5 protein-coding genes are annotated in these 2,717 nt (G+C 72.1%); 4 read left to right on the plus strand and 1 reads right to left on the minus strand.

Translation table 11 applies throughout. The features are described 5' to 3' along the window. Positions 1 to 152: 152 nt before the first annotated feature. The 4 genes from G3I65_RS29335 to G3I65_RS29350 are packed head-to-tail and all read left to right on the plus strand — an operon-like array spanning position 153 to position 2,307. Positions 153 to 587 carry a roadblock/LC7 domain-containing protein gene (locus G3I65_RS29335; RefSeq protein WP_163046773.1) on the plus strand — a complete coding sequence of 145 codons (435 nt, stop codon included), beginning with the start codon at positions 153 to 155 and terminating at the stop codon, positions 585 to 587. Beyond that, on the plus strand, positions 584 to 961 hold the full coding sequence (locus G3I65_RS29340) for a DUF742 domain-containing protein (RefSeq protein WP_160698970.1): 378 nt from the start codon (positions 584 to 586) through the stop codon (positions 959 to 961). Before G3I65_RS29335 ends, G3I65_RS29340 begins: the two co-directional genes overlap by 4 nt. Beyond that, positions 942 to 1,529 carry an ATP/GTP-binding protein gene (locus G3I65_RS29345; RefSeq protein WP_163046774.1) on the plus strand — a complete coding sequence of 196 codons (588 nt, stop codon included), beginning with the start codon at positions 942 to 944 and terminating at the stop codon, positions 1,527 to 1,529. The genes G3I65_RS29340 and G3I65_RS29345 overlap by 20 nt, the downstream gene beginning before the upstream one ends. Before the next feature lie 19 nt (positions 1,530 to 1,548). Further along, entirely contained in the window at positions 1,549 to 2,307 is a 759-nt protein-coding gene (locus tag G3I65_RS29350; RefSeq protein ID WP_163046775.1) for an MHYT domain-containing protein, read from the plus strand. A gap of 91 nt (positions 2,308 to 2,398) precedes the next feature. Here G3I65_RS29350 and G3I65_RS29355 read toward each other — a convergent pair. After that, positions 2,399 to 2,717, minus strand: a 319-nt coding sequence (locus tag G3I65_RS29355) for a PaaI family thioesterase (RefSeq protein ID WP_160698972.1), incomplete at its 5' end; no start/stop codon positions are given.

A 2,717-nucleotide genomic window follows, 5' to 3' on the forward strand; every position in this document is an offset into this window, starting at 1 on the left:
CTGGCACCGGGCTCGGCCGCCCCGCGCCGGCCGCAGCAGGCGGACCAGCCCTTCCGCGACCCGGCCGCGGTGCGGAGCAACCTTTCCCGGCACTACAGCGGCATGCGCGCGGCCCGCCACCGGGTCGCGGCCGAGCCGGACGCGGAGCAGCGATGAGTACCCGGCAGGAAGGAACGGAAGTGACCGACGGCTCCCGGAACTGGCTGGTGTCGGCGTTCACCCAGGAGGTGCCCGGGGTGGCGCACGCCGCGCTCGTCTCGGCGGACGGCCTGCTCGTGGCGGCGAACGAGACCCTGCCGCGCGATCGCGGCGACCAGCTCTCGGCGATCGCGTCCGGGCTCGCCAGCCTCGCGATCGGCACGGCCGACCTGTTCACCGCGGGCCGGGTCGTGCAGTCGGTGATCGAGATGGAGCAGGGCTTCCTGCTGCTGATGAACGTCGGCGACGGCTCCAACCTGGTGGTGCTGGCCAACCCGGGCTGCGACATCGGCCTGGTGGGCTACGAGATGACGCTGCTCGTGGACCGGGTCGGGAAGGTGGTCGAGACCCCGGCGCGGCCGGCGGCCTCCCCGGGAGCGGCCCGGTGACCGACGGCCGGCGACGCGAGGGCGGGCGGCACACGGCGTCGCTGGCCCGGCCCTACGCCTGGACCGCCGGCCGCACGCGGCCGAAGGTCGACCTGGCGGTGGAAGCCCTCGTCGAGACGACGGTCGAAGGGCGTTCGGCGTCCTTCAGCCCGACCAACCCGCTGGCCGCGGTGACGCAGCTGTGCCGGCACAAGCGTTCGGTGGCCGAGGTCGCGGCCCACCTCGGCGTGCCGCTCGGGGTGGCCAGGGTGCTCATCGGCGACCTGCTCAGCACCGGCCAGGTGTCCATCCGCGACACGCTCACCGCGGACGCCTCCTGGGACGAACGCAACGACCTGCTCGAAAGGGTCCTCAGTGGACTACGCGCACTCTGACAAGCTCATCACCTCGGCCAAGATCGTCGTAGCGGGCGGCTTCGGGGCCGGCAAGACGACGTTCGTCGGCGCCGTCTCGGAAATCGACCCGCTGCGCACCGAAGCCCTGATGACGACGGCGGCGGTCGGCGTCGACCGGACCGAAGCGGTGCCGGGCAAGTTCGCGACGACGGTCGCGATGGACTTCGGCAGGCTCACCCTCGCCGAAGACCTGATCCTCTACGTCTTCGGCACGCCGGGCCAGCACCGGTTCTGGTTCATGTGGGACGACCTGGTCTGCGGCGCGGTGGCCGCGATCGTCCTGGTCGACACGCGCCGCCTGGCGGACTCGTTCGCGTCGATCGACTTCTTCGAGTCGCGCGGCCTGCCGTTCCTGGTGGCCATCAACCAGTTCGAGGACACCCGTCAGCACGCGCCGGCGCAGGTCCGCGAAGCCCTCAAGGTGCCGTCGGCGGTGGACGTCGTGACCTGCGACGCGCGCTCCCCGGAGTCCACGAAGCGGACCCTCATCGCCGCGGCCGAGCACGCGCTCGCCGAGCACCACTCACCACGATCGCGGAAAGCCTGACAGGAGCCGGAAAATGCCGATGAACCACGACGACTTCGCGATGGGGCACTGGCTCGTGGTGCTCGCCTACCTGACGTCGGTGGTGGGGTGCGCCCTCGGGCTCGCCTGCACGCTGCAGGCGCGCTCGACCGACAACCCCCGCGTGCGGCTGACGTGGCTGGGGCTCGCGGCGCTGTCCATCGGTGGCGTCGGCATCTGGGTCATGCACTTCATCGCGATGCTCGGCTTCGCGACGCCGGGCCTGCCGGTCCGCTACGACATCCTCCGCACGGCGGTGTCGGCGGTCCTGTCCGTGGCGGCGGTGTTCTGCGGCCTGCTGGTGTTCGGCGTCCGCAACCGGTTCGCCTGGCGCCGCCTGCTGCTGGGCGGCCTGCTGACCGGGCTCGCGGTGTCGGTGATGCACTACACGGGCATGTGGGCGGTGCAGGTCAAGGGCACGATCGGCTACGACCCGGTACTGGTGGCGCTGTCGGTGGTCATCGCGGTGGTCGCGGCCACGGCGGCCCTGTGGTTCACGGTCGGCCTCGACAAGCTGCTGCCCCGCCTGGCGGCGGGCCTGGTGATGGGCGCGGCGGTGACGGGCATGCACTTCACGGGCATGGCGGCGGTCCGCCTCCACCTCGACCCGGCGGCCCCGGACCCGTCCGGCACGGAGGTGTTCTCGTTCCTGTTCCCGGTGTTCGTGCTGGCGGCACTGGCGATGGCGGTGCCGATCTGCGCGGTGCTGATGGCGACGTCGAGTTCGGAGTCGCCCCGCCACACAACGGTCGGCTCCTGAACCTGCTCCGGCCCGATGACGTGAATGACTCATTCATGTCGTCAGACGACATGAATGAGTCATTCACTACGTCCGGACCGGGCCAGCTGCGTCAGTCCGTGGGCACCGGGAACCGGTCCGCGCTGAAGTGCACCAGGATCGCCGTCGCCGTCGCGCAGACCTCGTCGCCCGCTCGCAGCGTTCCCGACGCGTGCAGCTTCCGCCCCTCACGGCGGACGAGGCGGCCCCCGGCCACGAGCGGGACCGCGTACGGCGTGCCCCGGTGGTAGTCGACCGTCAGCGACGCCGTCATCCCCGGGTAGCCCGCGGCCGCCGTGGCGCGGCCGAGGACGTGGTCGAGGACCGCCGCGACCCAGCCGCCGTGGACGCGGCCGGGTGGGCCTTCGTGCGCCGAGCCGAGCAGGACCTCG

Source organism: Amycolatopsis sp. SID8362 (genome assembly GCF_010550475.1).
GTDB classification, from domain to species: domain Bacteria; phylum Actinomycetota; class Actinomycetes; order Mycobacteriales; family Pseudonocardiaceae; genus Amycolatopsis; species Amycolatopsis eburnea.

Bases quoted from the DNA above. Each gene is read 5' to 3' on its own strand.
- G3I65_RS29350 (WP_163046775.1), top strand. From the start codon at position 1,549: ATGAACCACGACGACTTCGCGATGGGGCACTGGCTCGTGGTGCTCGCC.
- G3I65_RS29335 (WP_163046773.1), top strand. From the start codon at position 153: ATGAGTACCCGGCAGGAAGGAACGGAAGTGACCGACGGCTCCCGGAAC.